Source organism: Devosia elaeis (assembly GCF_001650025.1).
In the GTDB taxonomy this organism is placed as follows: domain Bacteria; phylum Pseudomonadota; class Alphaproteobacteria; order Rhizobiales; family Devosiaceae; genus Devosia; species Devosia elaeis.
In genome coordinates, this window is record NZ_LVVY01000105.1 from 1 (window position 1) to 16,349 (window position 16,349).

The 16,349-nt window shown below is 62.6% G+C and carries 15 protein-coding genes and 1 pseudogene; 10 read left to right on the forward strand and 6 right to left on the reverse strand.

Annotated features, from left to right (window positions below):
• Window positions 1-523: 523 nt before the first annotated feature.
• From A3840_RS14245 to A3840_RS14265, 5 genes are all read right to left on the reverse strand, one after another.
• On the reverse strand, window positions 524-1,468 hold the full coding sequence (locus A3840_RS14245; RefSeq protein WP_067458125.1) for a zinc metalloprotease HtpX: 945 nt from the start codon (window positions 1,466-1,468) through the stop codon (window positions 524-526).
• The gene (locus tag A3840_RS14250) at window positions 1,465-1,944 is read right to left on the reverse strand and encodes a phosphate-starvation-inducible PsiE family protein (protein ID WP_067458129.1); all 480 of its coding nucleotides are present in this window, start codon (window positions 1,942-1,944) and stop codon (window positions 1,465-1,467) included. Before A3840_RS14250 ends, A3840_RS14245 begins: the two co-directional genes overlap by 4 nt.
• Window positions 1,945-2,059: 115 nt before the next feature.
• Window positions 2,060-2,551 (reverse strand): Hsp20/alpha crystallin family protein, encoded by a 492-nt coding sequence (locus tag A3840_RS14255; protein WP_067458132.1) that lies wholly within the window; start codon window positions 2,549-2,551, stop codon window positions 2,060-2,062.
• 20 nt (window positions 2,552-2,571) lie between these two features.
• On the reverse strand, window positions 2,572-2,970 hold the full coding sequence (locus A3840_RS14260) for an Hsp20/alpha crystallin family protein (protein WP_024845976.1): 399 nt from the start codon (window positions 2,968-2,970) through the stop codon (window positions 2,572-2,574).
• 14 nt (window positions 2,971-2,984) lie between these two features.
• On the reverse strand, window positions 2,985-3,410 hold the full coding sequence (locus tag A3840_RS14265) for an Hsp20/alpha crystallin family protein (protein ID WP_067458136.1): 426 nt from the start codon (window positions 3,408-3,410) through the stop codon (window positions 2,985-2,987).
• A gap of 202 nt (window positions 3,411-3,612) precedes the next feature.
• Between A3840_RS14265 and A3840_RS14270 the strand changes: the two genes are divergently transcribed.
• The 10 genes and pseudogenes from A3840_RS14270 (at window position 3,613) to trxC (ending at window position 14,229) form a co-directional block, all read left to right on the forward strand.
• On the forward strand, window positions 3,613-4,044 hold the full coding sequence (locus A3840_RS14270; RefSeq protein ID WP_067458140.1) for a MarR family winged helix-turn-helix transcriptional regulator: 432 nt from the start codon (window positions 3,613-3,615) through the stop codon (window positions 4,042-4,044).
• Window positions 4,045-4,058: 14 nt separating this feature from the next.
• A pseudogene (gene ftsH / locus A3840_RS14275) lies at window positions 4,059-5,889 on the forward strand (ATP-dependent zinc metalloprotease FtsH).
• Window positions 5,890-5,952: 63 nt separating this feature from the next.
• Window positions 5,953-8,847: an ATP-dependent Clp protease ATP-binding subunit gene (locus A3840_RS14280; RefSeq protein WP_067458143.1), complete on the forward strand. Its 2,895-nt coding sequence runs from the start codon at window positions 5,953-5,955 to the stop codon at window positions 8,845-8,847.
• A gap of 77 nt (window positions 8,848-8,924) precedes the next feature.
• A complete protein-coding gene (locus A3840_RS14285) occupies window positions 8,925-10,097 on the forward strand; it encodes an RNA polymerase sigma factor (protein ID WP_067458145.1) in 1,173 nt (390 codons plus the stop codon).
• A complete protein-coding gene (locus A3840_RS14290; RefSeq protein WP_425388854.1) occupies window positions 10,094-10,741 on the forward strand; it encodes an HdeD family acid-resistance protein in 648 nt (215 codons plus the stop codon). Before A3840_RS14285 ends, A3840_RS14290 begins: the two co-directional genes overlap by 4 nt.
• Before the next feature lie 211 nt (window positions 10,742-10,952).
• Window positions 10,953-11,573: a hypothetical protein gene (locus A3840_RS14295; RefSeq protein ID WP_067458151.1), complete on the forward strand. Its 621-nt coding sequence runs from the start codon at window positions 10,953-10,955 to the stop codon at window positions 11,571-11,573.
• A 1-nt stretch (window position 11,574) separates the two neighbouring features.
• Entirely contained in the window at window positions 11,575-12,135 is a 561-nt protein-coding gene (locus A3840_RS14300) for an NADH dehydrogenase ubiquinone Fe-S protein 4 (protein WP_067458154.1), read from the forward strand.
• 33 nt (window positions 12,136-12,168) lie between these two features.
• The gene (locus tag A3840_RS14305; protein WP_067458157.1) at window positions 12,169-12,921 is read left to right on the forward strand and encodes a rhomboid family intramembrane serine protease; all 753 of its coding nucleotides are present in this window, start codon (window positions 12,169-12,171) and stop codon (window positions 12,919-12,921) included.
• The gene (locus A3840_RS14310; protein WP_067458160.1) at window positions 12,912-13,754 is read left to right on the forward strand and encodes an SDH family Clp fold serine proteinase; all 843 of its coding nucleotides are present in this window, start codon (window positions 12,912-12,914) and stop codon (window positions 13,752-13,754) included. The genes A3840_RS14305 and A3840_RS14310 overlap by 10 nt, the downstream gene beginning before the upstream one ends.
• A gap of 52 nt (window positions 13,755-13,806) precedes the next feature.
• Complete coding sequence (trxC, locus tag A3840_RS14315) at window positions 13,807-14,229, forward strand: thioredoxin TrxC (RefSeq protein ID WP_067458170.1); 423 nt, start codon at window positions 13,807-13,809, stop codon at window positions 14,227-14,229.
• Window positions 14,230-14,396: 167 nt separating this feature from the next.
• On the opposite strand, the gene A3840_RS19130 is transcribed toward trxC, so the two are convergent.
• Window positions 14,397-15,950, reverse strand: coding sequence for an ISL3 family transposase (locus tag A3840_RS19130; RefSeq protein WP_082903913.1), 1,554 nt, complete (start codon window positions 15,948-15,950; stop codon window positions 14,397-14,399).
• Window positions 15,951-16,349: the final 399 nt, after the last annotated feature.

Consider the following 16,349-nt stretch of genomic DNA (forward strand, 5'->3'; position numbering starts at 1 on the left):
CTTCGGGCTTGTGCTTCTTCTGGGGCATTCCAACGTCCTCTCTAAGGCTCAATAGCCTACTTCAGGGAGGACCACTTTTCAGGGGGCAGACCAGTGGCAAACGTCCACAATTTCGAAATCCTCGCTACCAAGTAATCTCAAGGTGACTTGAGAAAGAAGTGCCCGGTGCAACCCATCGGGCGCTTTGTTGTTTGAATTTAGATTTACGCCAAAGCGGCCGTGCCGGAACTGGCAAGCGAAGCTCGCACTCGCCTCCGGCTTGGAAAGGGCGGCTATCGGCGGGAACATGTCCGCGCGTTCGCCCAACACGCCGAGATCGCGGACGACGCGATCTACATCAAGGTCAGCAAAAAACACCCTATTGAGGACGCCGGTAGCCACCAAAGGAGGGAAGTCGGCTGGAATCGGCGTTCCCGGTTTTTACCAAAGTGGCGGAGGGGATGGGTCTGAAAGACAACCTTCTCCACTGATTTACTTTACAAAGCAATGACTTACGTGCGTTTCCGTCAGCCGTCCGGCTGCCTTACCAATAAAATCCGAAGGACCTGAACCGCGGTTGAGCCTGTGGCGACGTCAGTGCGGGCATCGCGTGCCCGGCCATCGGCGGGACGGAAAGCGTTCGGCTGGGGGCCAGCGCGCGGAGCCTCGCGATCCGGCTTTCCACCGGCGGATGCGTCCGCAGCAGCGAGGGTTCGGGGATGCGTCTGCCGGGCAGGAAGATGTCCTCCCAGAACCGGCCGACGCGGCGCTCGAGCTTGCCGAGCGCGCCGATCAACCCCTCGGGGTCGCCGGTCAGGTCCGCCGCCACACGGTCTGCATCGTATTCGCGGGTGCGCGACAGCCCGAGCTGGATCAGCGCCATCAGCGTGGGCGCGAAGATCAGGAGCACCACGACCGACCAGGGCACATGGACCATGCCCGCCATCACGAGCGGCAGGTTCACCAGCACAAGCAACTGTCCCATCCAGCTTGCCAGCGACACCAGCCGCGACATCACATCTGCGAGCCCCATGATCCAGAGGTCGCGATGGGCGATGTGGCCGATCTCGTGCGCGAGGACGCTGGCAAGTTCGCGGCCGTCGAGGATCTCGAACAGCCCGTCGGTGACGCAGATCGTGCTGTCCTCGGGGCTGCCCATGGCAAAGGCGTTCGGCAGCCGGCTCGGGACGCGATACAGCGCCGGGGTGCGCGGCAGGCCGGCGCGGCGCGCGAGCTCGGCAAGTGCTGCGACGAGACCGGGGGCCTCGCGCCCCGTCAGACGCTGGGCGCGATAGGCCGACAGCAGCATCCGCCGCGACAGGTCGGGGGCCAGAAACAGGCCGGCGACCATGCCGAGCGCGACGAGCAGCCCCGTTCCGGGCCCCAGGATCACCGTGACCGAAACCCAGGCGAGCGCCGCCATGAGCCCGAGCAGCAGCGCCGATTGCACGAGATTGAGCAGACGGTGGCGGGCGGAGGCTGCAGTCATCGCGTCTCCTGGCCTCCCGGTTCGCGTCGGTCCTGATCGCGCACGAGCCAATGGACAACGCCGAGCGCAAGCGCCGCGCCCGCGAGTGCGGCAATCTTGGCCGGCTCCGTCTCGCCGAGGTCGAGGATGATGAACTTTCGTGCGATGGCCAGCAGCGCGATCAGCACGATCGTGCGGACCTGAAGGATGCCGAAGCTGCGTTCGGTCGCAACAAGAAGGGAGCGCTTGAACTCAAGGGCAATCACCACGGTGAAGATCATGCCGAACACCGCCTGGAAGGTGGCGTAATCGAGAGTGTCGAATGCCCCCAGAACCAGGCGGTTCACGACTTCGCGCATCAGTGCCCAGACCGACGCCACGACGATCACCGCAATGATGACGCTGAGGACGAAGATGACAACTTGTTCGAACTTCTCGTAGAGCGTCATCGCCGACCATTGTTCACGGGTCAGCCCGGATTGTTGCAAGTCTTTCATGATTGCCCCTCGAAGGCCGCCCCGGAGAGACAAGCTCCCCGGGGCTTCGCCAGACGGTGCGATATCGCACGAAGCGGAGGGCACGCCGCAAACCGGCGACACCCAATGTGGCAAATCAGCCGTTCTTGACCTCGATGCGCTTGACCTTGGCCTGCGCCTCGGGAGTCTGGGGCAGCTTGATCGTCAGAACCCCGTTCTTGAAGGATGCTTGCGCCTTTTCGCCATCCACACCGGGCGGGAGCGGAATTGTCCGGTAGATCGCGCCGTAGCTGCGCTCGGAAAGGTAGTATCCCTTTTTCTCCTCCTGGCGCTCGATCTTCTTCTCCCCCTTCACAGTCAACATGTCATCGTTGACCGTCACCTCGATGTCCTTCATCTCCATGCCCGGCAGCTCGATCGACACTTCGATCGCCTTGTCGGTCTCGACCACGTCGGATTTCGCTTCGCCGCTGCCAAAGGGCCATTCGAAATGACCGACACGGTTCCAGAAGTTCTCGAACACATGGTTCATTTCGCGCTGGAGTGTCGCGATCGGGTTGTCTTCGCCGCTCTTGGCATCTGGCGCGCCGTCCTTGCGCGCCCAGGGAATGAAGTCTTTGATCTGCATGATGGTGTCTCCTTCGGTTTTCAGGCGCCTTTGACGGCGATCCTTTTTGGCTGCGCTTCAGGGGCTCGGGGGAGCGTCAAAGTGAGGACGCCTCCGCGCATCTCGGCCTCGATCCTGTCGGGGTCGAAATCCTCGGAAAGCGTGAAGGCCCTCTCGAAATCACCCTCGCCATATTCGGCATAGGCAAGTTCCAGGTTTTCTGGCCGCATCGGCTCAACCTTGCCGCGGATCGTCAGCACGCGGTTTTCGAGTGTGATTTCGACCGCATCGGCGGCGACCCCAGGCATTTCGAGCATCATGGAGACACCCTGATCGGTCTCGACAATATCGGTCAGCGGGCGGTAGATGCGGCCACCGCCGGCGGTCTCGGGCGCGTCGGTCGGCGTCTTTTCGGTGGCTTGCGTGATGTCGGTGCTCATCGTTCCAGCTCCTCTCAGGCTGCCTTGATCTCGATTTTCTTTGGCTGGTCTGCCTCGGGCCGGGAGATGGCGATCCGCAATACGCCGTTCGTCATCTTCGCCTCCACCTTGTCATCCGAGGCCGCGAACGGCAGGCGGATAGCGCGGGAAAACTTGCCATAACCGCGTTCGTTGCGGTGCCAGCGCGCACCTTCGGGAACCTCGGGCAGCTTGCGTTCGCCCGAAAGCGTCAGGACGTTGTCCTTAACCGAAATCTCAATGTCGCCCGGTTCGATGCCGGGAAGTTCAGCGGCGATGGCAACGGCCTCAGGGCCTTGCCAGACATTCACCGCCGGGAACGCCGCGCGGGCCGGCGGCCAGAAACCGCGGTCGAGATCGCGCATCATGGAGCGCATCAGCGCAAAGGGATCGCTGCGGCGCAGATATGTGGGGTAGAGCATTGCTGGCCTCCTGCTGCTGATCGATGCCCCCGAACCGGCGGCATGGTCCGAGCGGGCAACGGCGCCTGCCGGATGTCGGTTCGGAGACCGCCCATCAAGATAGGCAGTTCCATCTGTTGTGCAAGCATATATGATGCATGCATTGCACTTCGGATCGAGTGCGGCCTATCCTTTGTCTCATGCAACCGGAGGAAGGATACCCATGATCTCTTCGGACCTCGCGCTGATCGGGACGACGATCCACAGGGTCGCGCAGCTCATCCAGCAGCGGATCGACCAAGACATCCGCGACAGCGGCCTGACCCGCCTGTCCTGGATGGCGGCGGCGCATGTCGAGGATGAGCCTGGGCTGACCATCGGCGATCTGGCCGACCGGCTGGAGGTCGGCCCGGCCACAGCCGGCCAGCTCGTCGATCGCATGGTCCGGGGCGGCTGGGTCGAGCGGTCGCCCTCGCCCGACGACAGGCGGGCGCAGATCGTCACGGCAACGTCGAGGGCCCGGGCGATGCTGAAGGAACTCGCGCCGCGGCAATCGGCGCTCGAAGATGAAATCCTGCAGGATTTGTCGGCGGACGAAAGGCGCATCCTGCTGGCGCTGCTCGAGCGGATCAGGGCGCGGCTCGGGCGCCAGTGAAAGGGACAAGCGGCATGGAAAAGAAGACCGAATACAACATCTGGTACTGGGTGGTGGCTTTCATAGCCGTGCTTTTCATCCAGAACCTGATCGCCGGCTGGCAATCCGTCGCACCGATCAGCTACAGCCAGTTCGAGAGCTATCTCGAGGATGGCAGGGTCGCGTCCGTCGCGGTCGGGTCAGACACCATCACCGGCACCTTCACCGACCCCGTCGACGGCAAGAGCCAGTTCGTCACCACGGTCGTGGATCCCGCGATCCTGCAGCGGATCGACCGCTCCGGCGTCGAGATCACGGGCGTTCCTCAGAACACCTTTCTCGGCACGCTGATTTCCTGGGTGGCGCCAGCGCTTGTCTTCTTCGGAATCTGGATGCTGCTGTTCCGTAAGTTCGCCGACAAACAGGGTTTCGGCGGGTTCATGCAGGTCGGCCGCAGCAAGGCCAAGGTTTACATGGAAAAAGAAACCGGCGTCAGCTTCGCCGACGTGGCCGGTGTGGACGAGGCCAAGGCCGAGCTCGAGGAGGTCGTAGAGTTCCTCAGGAACCCCGCCGAATACGGAAAGCTGGGCGCACATATCCCCAAAGGCATATTGCTCGTTGGGCCGCCAGGCACCGGCAAGACGCTTCTAGCGCGCGGTGGCGGGCGAGGCCGGCGTGACCTTCTTTTCGATCTCGGGCTCCGAGTTCGTCGAGATGTTCGTGGGCGTCGGTGCCGCGCGGGTGCGCGACCTCTTCGAGCAGGCTCGGAAATCCGCGCCGGCGATCATCTTCATCGACGAGCTGGACGCTCTCGGGCGGGCGCGCTCCTCCGGCCAGATCGCTGGCGGCCACGATGAGCGTGAGCAGACGCTGAACCAGCTTCTGACCGAGCTCGACGGCTTCGACCCTTCGGTGGGCATCGTGCTCCTGGCCGCCACCAACCGACCAGAGATCCTCGACCCCGCGCTGCTGCGTGCGGGACGCTTCGACCGGCAGGTGCTGGTGGATCGGCCGGATAAGAAGGGACGTGTGCAGATTCTCGGCGTTCACATGAAAAAGGTGAAGCTCGCCCCGGACGTCGATGCCGAGAAGGTCGCAGCGCTTACTCCCGGCTTTTCCGGGGCGGACCTCGCCAATCTCGTCAACGAGGCTGCGCTGCTTGCCACGCGCCGCAAGGCCGATGCGGTGACGATGGACGACTTCAACAATGCCGTCGAGCGCCTCATCGCAGGGTTGGAAAAGAAGAACCGCGTTCTGAACCCGCGCGAACGCGAGATCGTGGCGCACCACGAGATGGGGCACGCGCTGGTGGCGATGGCTCTGCCGGGGGTGGACCCGGTGCACAAGGTCTCGATCATACCGCGCGGAATTGGCGCGCTCGGCTACACGATCCAGCGCCCGACCGAGGACCGCTTCCTGATGACGCGGGAGGAACTCGAGAACAAGATCGCCGTGCTGCTGGGCGGGCGCGCGGCCGAGAAGATTGTCTACGACCACCTCTCGACCGGGGCGGCGGACGATCTGGTCAAGGCCACCGATATCGCCCGCGCCATGGTCGCGCGGTACGGGATGGACGAAGACCTCGGGCATGTCAGCTACGACACCGATCGGCCCGGCTTTCTCGGCACCGGCGACCAGTCGTCGTGGCTGAACCGCCGCTACAGCGAGGCCACTGCCGAGCGGATGGACGCGAAGGTGCGCGACATCGTGGATGGCGTGTTCAAGCGCACCCTCTCGCTTCTCGAAGCCAACCGGGCGCTGCTCGAGCAATCGGCGCAGGATCTCCTGCAACGGGAGACACTGGACGAGCCCGATCTGGTGGCAATTGGGTCCAAGGTGAAAAGAACGGAAGCAGTCGCTGCGTGACACCGTCACTGACGCAGATGATCGGCGGACAACCCTGACTGGATAAAGAAACGGAGAGGAAAAATGGCAAACGGAGCTTGCGATATTTGCGGTCGCCCGGCGACGGCGCGCGTGCGCGCCTCGGTGAACGGCAAAGTTCAGAACATGGAGCTGTGCGATCAGCACTACCGCGAAATGGTGCGCCGGTCGGGCCGCAGCGCATCGCCGCTGGAGTCCCTGTTCGGACGACATTCCCTTTTTGACGAATTCTTCGGCGATAGCGGGTTCGGCAGCCTGTTCAGCGACAGCCCGCTGCGGGGTGGTGCACTGGGCGCCACGGGCGCGGGTGAGGACGACGTCGTGGATGCCACCTTCGGGGAGGAAACGCCGCGCCGCGGATCGCGGCGCGGCGGCGGACGCACCATCGCCGATCGGCTGAGCGAACAGGGCAACAAGCTGCTGCAGGATGCAGCACAGAAGGCCGGGGAATTCGGGCGCAGCGAGGTCGATACCGAACATCTGCTTCTGGCATTGACCTCGTCTGACGTCGTCAAGACGATCCTGGAACAGTTCAAGGTCGATGTGGACGACCTGCGGCGCCAGATCGAGAAGGAAGCGAAGCGTGGAGACGCCAAGACGGAAGGCGAAATCGGCGTAAGCCCTCGCCTGAAGGACGCGCTGAACCGGGCCTTCATCGCCTCGAACGAACTCGGCCATTCCTATGTAGGTCCCGAGCACCTTCTGATCGGACTTGCCGAGGAAGGTGAAGGCCTGGCCGCGGCGATGCTGCGCAAGCTGGGGTTGACGCCGCAGGCGCTGCGTCAGCAGGTGACGAAGGTGGTCGGCAAGGGAGCCGAGGAAGGCCGCGTCGAGACTCCTTCGAACACCCCCGATCTCGACCAGTTCAGCCGTGACCTGACGAAGCTCGCCCGCGATGGCAAGCTCGATCCCGTCATCGGCCGCGCCCGCGAGATCGAGACGACGATCGAAGTGCTGGCCCGCCGGAAAAAGAACAACCCGGTGTTGATCGGCGAGCCCGGCGTGGGCAAGACCGCCATCGTCGAGGGACTTGCACAACGGATCGTCGCGGGCGAAGTGCCCGAGGCGCTGCGCGACAAGCGGCTGGTCGAGCTCAACATCAACTCGATGGTGGCCGGGTCGAAGTATCGCGGCGAGTTCGAGGAGCGAGTCCAGAAGATCCTCAAGGAGATCACCGAGGAGAAGGACAGTCTGATCCTGTTCATCGACGAGATGCACACCATCGTCGGCGCCGGCCAGGGCGGTGGCGAAGGTGGTCTCGACATCGCCAACACCTTCAAGCCGGCGCTGGCGCGGGGCGAGCTGAACCTGATCGGCGCGACGACGCTCAACGAGTACCAGAAATACATCGAGAAGGACGCGGCGCTCGAGCGACGGTTCCAGCCGGTTTATGTGGACGAGCCCACGGTCGCACAGACGATCATGATTCTGCGCGGGCTGCGCGACACGCTCGAAAGCCACCACAAGGTGACGATCACCGATGAGGCGATCATCGCCGCCGCGGAGCTTTCGGATCGCTATATCACCGGTCGCTTCATGCCCGACAAGGCGATCGACCTGATCGACCAGGCCGCGGCGCGGGTGAAGATCTCGGCCACTGCGCGGCCCGTGGACGTGCAGGAGCTCGAAGCCGAGGTCGCGCAGATCAAGCGCGAACAGGACTATGCCGCAGCCCGCAAGCAATTCGACCGAGCAGCAGAACTGAAGAAGGAGCTGGAGCAGAAGCAGAAGGAGCTGGACGAGCTTCTGGAAATCTGGAAGCGCGACCAGGCTTCGGCGACCGCCGAGGTGCGCGCCGATCACGTCGCGCAGATCGTCTCCAAGATCACCGGCGTTCCGGTCACGGAGCTGACCACCGAGGAGAAGGACAAGCTCCTCAAGCTCGAGGAGAAGCTGCACGAGCGCGTCATCGGCCAGGAAGAAGCGATCCGCGCCGTGGCCGATGCGGTGCGCCTGGCGCGTGCGGGTCTGCGCGAAGGTTCCGGTCCGACTGCGACCTTCCTGTTTCTCGGGCCAACCGGGGTTGGCAAGACGGAATTGGCCAAGACGCTCGCAGAGGTGATCTTCGGCGACCAGGATGCGCTGATCCGTATCGACATGTCGGAGTATGGCGAGCGCCACTCGGTTGCCCGGTTGGTTGGCGCACCTCCGGGCTACGTCGGATACGACGAAGGCGGGCAGCTGACGGAGAAGGTGCGCCGTCGGCCCTACTCGGTCGTGCTCCTCGACGAGATCGAAAAGGCGCATCCCGATGTCTACAACATCCTGCTTCAGGTGTTCGACGATGGCCGCCTGACAGATGGCAAGGGCCGCGTGGTGGACTTCACTAACACCATCATCATCGCCACCTCGAACCTCGGTTCGGACATCATCCAGCGCAACCTCACGAAACGCGGCAGCAGTGAGTTCGACGAGGCCAAGCAGAAATCCGAACTGATGGAGGTGTTGCGCGGTCATTTCCGGCCAGAGTTCATCAACCGGATCGACGAGATCATCGTCTTTCATTCGCTGAATCAGTCGGAGATCCGCCAGATCGTCGAGTTGCAGCTCAACCGGGTGAAGCGGACCGCCCTTACCCAGGGCGTCGAACTCGAACTCGATGTGAGCGTCGTGGATCACTTCGGCGCGGTCGGCTTCCGTCCCGAATTCGGCGCCCGCGAGTTGCGCCGGCTGATCCGGTCGCAGTTGGAGACCGAGTTGGCCCGCGAGATGCTCTCCGGGCGGATCGAGGATGGTGACAAGGTCCGCGTCGCCTGGTCGGAAGACGAACAGAGGGTCGTGTTCGAAAAGATCGTAAAGGACACCGGTGACGACAGCCCGGACGATCAGGCCAAGGCCGGGATCGAGGAGCCCAGCGAAGTTGCCGAAAACAACACGGACGTTCCGAAGCCCAGCGCTGGGGATGAGGTGCAGTCCAAGGACGACAAGTCCGCCGAGTGACAGCGCAAAAGACTGGCCCGGCGCGATATCGGTCGCGCCGGACCATCTCTTCGGAGAGTTATAGGAAGGTCCACGGCATGAACGTCATTAGATCATTCCGCAATCTCGACCGGCACGGCCAACAGCGCGCGCCTGAGGTCATCGAGGAAGAAGTGCGGCAACTTGAACCGCACCTTGCGCGCTTTCGCGAGGATCTGGTCCGGCTCGAAGTCGTTGCCTCGCAGACGAGGGGCAAGAAGCGCATCAAAGTCAGCCTGCGCCTGCAACTGCCGTCGGGCGTGATCGCGGCGCGGGAAGAGGGATTCGAGATCGAGCCTGTCCTGCGCAAGGCCTTTGCCGACCTGCGCCACCAGGTCGATCGGCATGTGGCGCGCCTCAAGCACGAGCCTGAATACAAGCGTCCCGCCCGCCGGCGCCGGATCGGCGCCCCGCTGCCGCCCGCGCGGGATGCGGCGGAAGCGGACCGGCGCCAGCTCTTCTTTGACCTGATCGAGGATCATCTCGATACGATCTATGACACCGTCAGGCGCGAGTTGACCTATCTCGAATGCAGCGGATCGGTACCGGAGGGATATCTGAGCGTTCGCGGTCTCTTCGATGCGACGATCCTCAAGGGGCTGGCCCGCTTCGAGGATCGGCCTTCGGAGTTTTCCGTCGGCGACTGGCTGAAACGGCTGGCTTTTGAGACCATCGAGGAAGAATCCCGCGCCGCCCGCCGCGCCGTGCCTGAGGATGCCGCCTCCATCGAGGCGGAACCCGAGGCCCCGGCGGAGGATCCGACCGAGGCGGATCAGGCGATGTTCGAGTTCTACCAGCCCGACGAAGTGCTGATGCTGGAGGACCTCATCGCCGACGACGGCGGCACAGACCCCGAGACCGAAGTGGATCGTCATAAGATCGCCATGGCACTGCACCGGGCTATCGCAGACCTTGCTCCGGTCGAGCGCCGCGTCCTGTATCGGATGTACCTGGAAGACGCCACGATCGCGGAGACGGCGCACCTCCTGGGTCTCACTGAGGCGGAAGTGTTGAAGATTGCAGATAACGCGGCGGAGACGCTGCGCGGCACGCTGGTCGAAGCCGGGTTGATCGGCGAGGCATCGGGGCGCGCGCCCGTGGAAAGGGAAATTGCCCGGACGCAGTGTCTGCCTCAACCGGTCGAGGACCGCCGTCGCGTGGCGGCCGCCCTGGCCGGCGCGGAGACAATCGGCACTACTGAGTTGAAATCTGAACAGGAGATGGACCAGTGACGACAACCTCTGAAAAGCAATCCGACACGATGCAGGACATGCTGTGCAGCCTGTCCGGGAACTGGTGGCTGTTCGTGCTGCGCGGTATCCTGGCGCTGGTGATCGCGGTTCTCGCCGTCCTCATGCCTGCGGAGTCGCTGCTTGCTCTGACGCTGGTCTTCGGCGCGTTCGCCTTTGCCGACGGCGTGTTCGGCCTCGTCGCCGCGATACGTAACATCCGCAAGGGCGAACGCTGGGGCTGGCTGATGTTCAGCGGCATTCTGGGCATCGCCACGGGCGTCGTCGTGGTTGTCTCGCCTTTTGTCGCGACGCTTGTGCTTGCGACATTCCTCTGGGCCAGCATCGCATTCTGGGCCGTGTTCTCGGGTGCCCTCGAGATCGCGGCAGCGATCCGCCTGCGAAAGGAAATCAACGGCGAAATCTGGCTGATCCTGAGCGGCCTTCTCTCGGTCGTTCTCGGTGTCGTCGTGACCTGGATGCTGCTGACGCGCCCGGTCGAAAGCTTCCTCGCCCTCGGCTGGCTGATCGGCTTCTACGGCGCGGTCTTCGGGGTGATGATGATCCTCCTCGGGCTACGGCTTCGCAAGGCGGATCGTTCGGACGGTGCGGCCTTCGATGACCCTCCCCCATCGGCAAAGGCGTGAGGTGCCCTGTGGTGGATGACGGGCGACTTGCCGGCGAGGAGCACGATTTCACCCGATGGGACGAAACAATCTTCGACCGTTGCCTGAGCACCGGCTTCAATCCGTTCGGCAGCGGTCCGACGCCAATCTTCCTGCGGCACCGGGACGCAGAGGCGCCGGACGCCGATGCAAAGCCGTGCATGCCACCTGACACCGAAAATGCGAGGTGCTGATGTCGAACCGCCTGCCTGACTTGGCATTTGCTGCTGCGTCCGCTGCCTTGGGCATCGGCATCGTTTTCGTTTTTCGTTCGATGTATCTTGCCGAAGACATACTGCCTTTCGCGCAGGAGATGACGCTCATCTTCCTCGGCGCTGTCGTGACGATCATTCTGACCGCGGCGCTTCTCAATCGCCAGACCGATCTCGAGCTTCGCAAGGAAGGAAGGGTCATCATCCTCCAGCAGCAATGCGACATTTACATGGCCTGCATCGAGAAGGTCGCAGAGATCGTGGAAACCGCAAGGCACGATGCGAAGCTGATCGATGAACTGCGTGTTCTCAGCCACAAGCTGGCTGTGGTCGCGAGTGCAGGGGTCGTGTCCAGCTTCGAGCAGGTACTGGAGAGCTTGCAGTCCGGTTTTGCTGACGGCACGCTCTCGGACGGGGACGGAGAGGGCGTGATGAATGCCGTCGCCGATCTCACGATAGCGATGCGGTCGGACGTCCTGCACGCTGCTGCCTTTCCTTCGCAGAACACCGAACGCGCCGTTCGCCTGAATTCGAGGCGAATGGAAAAACTCGGCGATCTCGAACGTCAACTTCTCGTATCCACCAACACCCGGGAGAACTGATATGCGCGGCCATAATCGCCCACCGTTTCCGCCGAAAATCCCCGGAACCGACCTGCGGTCGTGGGACGTGCCGACCGCGATCATCTACCGCCCGGCGCGTTCCGCGATGACATCGGCGCCTCGGCCCAACTACTGGGTCCTCGAGTTCGAGCCGTCCCGGCCGCCGCAGATCGAGCCGCTGAGGGGATACACGTCCAGCGGCGATCCCTATCGTCCGATCCGGCTGAAGTTTCCGGATCGCGACAGCGCCGTGGACTTCGCAGAGCGGCAGGACTGGCATTATGTCGTGCGCGAGGACGCTGGGGGAGCCCGGATGGCGAACCCTTGGGCGGGTGAGACGCGCCACCGGCTGCACAGGGGCGTCGATGCCCCGGGAGCCTTCCGGGTCCCGTTCCGCCCCGATCGCCGCCTCTCAAGAGGCGTCCAGCATGAGAGCACGGCCGACCCGTCTACCAGCGACAGGGAGAGTTTCGATCCGGTCCTCGAAGCCTCGCTCGAATCCTTCCCGGCCTCAGATCCGCCGGCCTGGACGGGCGTGACGATAGCCGGGAAAGAACAATGAACGGAATGGCCAGCGCGAGCGAGGATCTGCGGCTTGTTTCCCTATCTTGACAGCGTCGCGCGCCGCTACTCCCCCGTCATCGTATGGGCGGTCATCGGCATGAACGTCGTCGCGTTTCTCTATCAGACCAGCCTGCCGCCGCGCGTGCTGGACTGGTTCCTGTTCGAGTTCGCGCTGGTGCCCTCGCGCTTCTTCGGACAGCTGAGCCTCGTCGCCCCGTCCGACTGGACCCCATTCCTGACCAATATCTTCCTGCACGGGGGCTGGCTGCACCTCATCTTGAACATGTGGACGCTCTGGATCTTCGGCCCCGCCGTCGAAGATCGGCTCGGACCGGGTCGATTCACACTGTTCTATCTGTTCTGTGGTGTGGCGGCCGGACTGGCTCACGCGCTGGCGAACCCCCACTCAGTCGTTCCCGCGCTTGGCGCATCGGGGGCCATCGCGGGCGTGATCGGTTGCTACGCACGCATGTTTCCGGCGGCTCGGCTGGTGGTGATCGTGCCGATTCTGTTCATTCCGCTGTTCTTCGAAGTGCGCGCGTTCATTTTCGCAATGATCTGGTTCTTCATGCAGGTCGTTCCCGGCTTCCTGTCGCTCGGCAGCGATCCGGCCACCGGCGGGGTCGCCTGGTGGGCGCATATCGGCGGGTTTGTCGCCGGTTGGCTCGTAACGCCACTCCTGCGAAGGCGCGCCGACGCCTATCGCCACTATTATCGCGACGAGGGCATCTATGGGTTTCTGCCGGATGGCCGACGAGAAGGAGGACAAGGTCCATGGACATAATGCAGCTGTTCTGGCTGTTCTTCATCATATCCGCTCTGCAGCCTGTGCTGCAGCGCAGATATCTTGAGGCGATGCGCACACGCAAGATCGCCCAGATCGAGAAGAAGCGCAGCAGTCGCGTCATTCTGCTGATCCATCGGCAGGAGACCATGAACCTGCTGGGCTTCCCCCTGATGCGCTACATCGACGTCAACGACTCCGAAGAAGTCCTGCGCGCGATCCAGATGACCGACGATGAAGTGCCGCTCGACATCGTGCTGCACACACCGGGCGGCCTTGTGCTGGCGGCAACACAGATTGCCCGCGCCATTCAGGGACACAAGGGCAAGGTCACAGTGTTCGTGCCACATTACGCGATGTCCGGTGGCACGCTGATCGCACTCGCTGCCGACGAGATCGTGATGTGCGAACACTCCGTGCTGGGACCCGTCGATCCGCAACTTGGCCAGTTGCCTGCTGCCTCGCTCATCAAGGTCGTCGAGGAGAAACCCATCGCCGAGATCGACGACCAGACCCTGATCATGGCCGATGTCGGTCGCAAGGCCATTGCGCAGATCGAGGCATTCGCGAAACGTCTGCTGTCCGACAAGATGGACGAGAACCGCGCAGCGTCCGTGGCAGCGAAGCTGGCGACGGGCACTTGGACCCACGACTATCCCATCTCTGCCGACGAGGCCCGCGACATGGGCCTGCCCATTGGAACGGACATGCCCAAGGAAATACTGGAGCTGATGACGCTCTATCCGCAGCCGGTTCGGCGCCAGGGCGGTGGCGTGGAATACCTGCCCGAGCCGCGGCAACGAGAGGCGCGCGGCGCCATGTCCACGCGCTGAATGCTTGCATCAGCCGGCCGCCAGGACCGGCTCGTCAACGAAAGGATACAGGATGCCCACGGTCGCTTGCCCGCACTGCAATTCCACCAACAGAGTGCCGCAAGAGCGCCTGACCGATAATCCCAATTGCGGACGCTGCGGCGCGCCCCTCTTTCAAGGCAGGCCCGTCACGCTTACAGCGACTAATTTTGACCGTCATGCGAATGCCGAACTGCCATTGCTGGTCGATTTCTGGGCTGAGTGGTGCGGGCCATGCAAGATGATGGCGCCCCAATTCGAGGCGGCGGCGCAGTCGCTTGAGCCAAATTTCCGCCTTGGTAAGCTCGATACGGAAGCCGAACAGAAAATCGCCAGCCGCCTCGGGATCCGCAGCATCCCCACTATGATCCTGTTCAAAAGCGGCAACGAGATCGCGAGGACGAGCGGCGCAATGTCCGCCGTCCAGATTGCGCAGTGGGCACGCTCGCACGTCTAGAGTTTACAGGTATTGGCCTTCCCTGCGCCATGCCATCAGGAGAAGAACATGCATGGCGTGACCGGATTTGTCGAAAGTGCGGCCTTGTTGGTCTTTGCCGCGTTCGTGCTCGTGACGATATGTGTGTTTCGGCGTGCAAAATTGGCTCTGACGCAATCTCGATGACATCACGGCACTCCGACGATGCGTGCCTCAAGCAGATCAAGTTTCCCGCGGCCATACATTTGCCGTTTGATGAGCTTGAGCTTTGTGATCTGGCCTTCCGTCTGGCCGTTCGACCACTGGGAGACTATCGCATTCTGGATTGCGGCTCGGTCTCGGATGACGCCATTCGCGAATGACGCGACCAGGCTGTTCGTCGCGCGTTCGATCCAGCCCTCCAGATCACCGGAGGACTTGCGGCGCAGCATGCCATGGAAACTCTCGACGATATCCCTGGCCTCCACAAGATCCGGCAGCCTGTCGTCGATGGCGGCCACCGTCATGGCTTGAGCCTTGGTCAAGTTGTTGCGCTCGAGGGTCATCAGGCGAACAACGGTGCGCGCGGCGGGAGTATGACTGAGTCCACTTTCAGCCTTTTCGGCCCGTCTTCGTCTCGTTGCCCATTCGGTTACAACACGCAGGCCTCCGTCAAAACCAGCCAGGCGAAGCTGCCGCCACAGTTCGGCGCCATTGCGCAATCCAGCATCCCATTGCGCTTCAAGCCAAGGCAGATGCGGTTCGAGAGAGGTTTGGCGGACCCGAAAGATGTCGGTACGCTGACCACGAACGACACTGCGGACCAGCTTTCGGCTATGCCCGGTTCGGCGCACGATTTCCTTAATGGACAAACCCTCCCTGACGAACCCGCGGATAACGGCATTTGTCTCTTCGCGCCGTAGATATCCCTCGTATTGCAGCCGCTCAGCGGCGGTCAGCAGTTTTGGATTTACGGTCGCAGTGCCGATCGCCATCCGGACCTGCCGCATCGATTTACGAACAGCATCCAGAAAGGCGTGACTGGCATTTTCCATCAGATGCCAACGGTCGGCAACCTGAGCTGCGTGTGGCAGGGCTCGTGCGACGGCCTGCGCATATCCACCACCACGGTCTCGTGCGACGATCTCGATCTGGGGCTGTTGGACCAGCCATGCCTGGGCGGTCGCCTGTTCCCTGTCGGGCAACAATGCGATTGCCCTTCGGCGTTCAAGATCGCAAATGATGGTGCCGTATCGATGATTGCGTCGCCAGGCCCAGTCATCCATGCCGATGACGCTCGGTGGTATCGGCGCAGGACGGTCGTATCGGCGAATGGTTCGCAGCAACGTGTCATTGCTCACCGGGAATCCGAGACGATCTGCAAATCGGGCCGCTGGACGACCACCCAATGCGAGAGCAAGATGGCGAACCAGACAGTCCAGGCGTATCGTCCGACGAGCCATGGGGCGAATTACGTCGTCACCAAAGCGCTCGGCGAAAATCTTTCGCTGGCAATTGCCGACACTACAGACAAAGCGTCTGACGGTCAGGTGCAGTTCGAGCCGCCGGCCCGCACACGGCAGATCGGCAAGCATACGAGGATAGCGACTATGAACACGCCGAGAGAGGGTTCCACAGTGGGGGCATCTGCATTGCTCTGACCTGCCAGATGCTGCGACAATGATCGCCCCGGCCCCGTCGTGCACTGATTCAACGTTGAATTCGGCGGGGATCAGATCGGAAAGTCGAAATCGGGTCGGCATGGCGCTGATTCTCCAGGGAAAACCACGCAAGTTGAATCCTAAACATCATCGAGATTGAGTCAGAGCCAATGTTCCGCGCCGATTGACAGTCAATCCGCTCATCTCTGCCTACAGATGTGCCGCCTCCAAGCGAAGATAAAGAACCTTCACGATGAGCCAAAGGAGTCTGTATTTCGCAGGCGCTTGCCAAAAGGGGTCAGTCGGCACCCCCAAAAATCGACATCGGACGGCCGCCGTAGCAACGGCAGCTAACGGGCAAACGCAAACGCCGCGCGAATGTCTTGATTGGGGCGCGCATCTGCCTGTCGGGTTATGGGAGCCCCCTGCCCTGATCGCTAGCCTCGCAGGTGACGGATGGGGGCCGCTTGCGGTCTGTCAGCTGTTGGTCCCAGACAACTT